The following is a 269-nucleotide window of genomic DNA, read 5'->3' as shown; positions in this document are numbered from 1 at the left end:
CGGATGCCGCCGTAATGCCCGGCACCACGGAGAACGGAATGCCCGCGTTGCAGAGAGTTTCCAGCTCCTCGCCGCCGCGACCAAAGATAAACGGATCGCCCCCTTTCAGACGCACCACACGCTTACCTTTTTGCGCTTCCCGCAGCAGGATCTGGTTGATCTCCTCCTGCGGTACGCAGTGATAACCTGCCCGTTTGCCGACTAATACGCGGTCAGCATCGCGGCGCACCATATTCATGATGTCATCAGAGACCAGACGGTCATATACC

1 protein-coding gene is annotated in these 269 nt (G+C 58.4%); it reads right to left on the bottom strand.

The genetic code is table 11. The annotated features are described in order from the left end of the window. The coding region (locus HJG58_RS18695) for an SAM-dependent methyltransferase (protein ID WP_235944538.1) at nt 1-269 on the bottom strand (269 nt) is incomplete at both ends.

Origin of the sequence: Acinetobacter geminorum (genome assembly GCF_013009345.1) — a bacterium.
GTDB lineage: Bacteria > Pseudomonadota > Gammaproteobacteria > Pseudomonadales > Moraxellaceae > Acinetobacter > Acinetobacter geminorum.
This window is presented reverse-complemented; position numbering and strand designations above follow the sequence as displayed.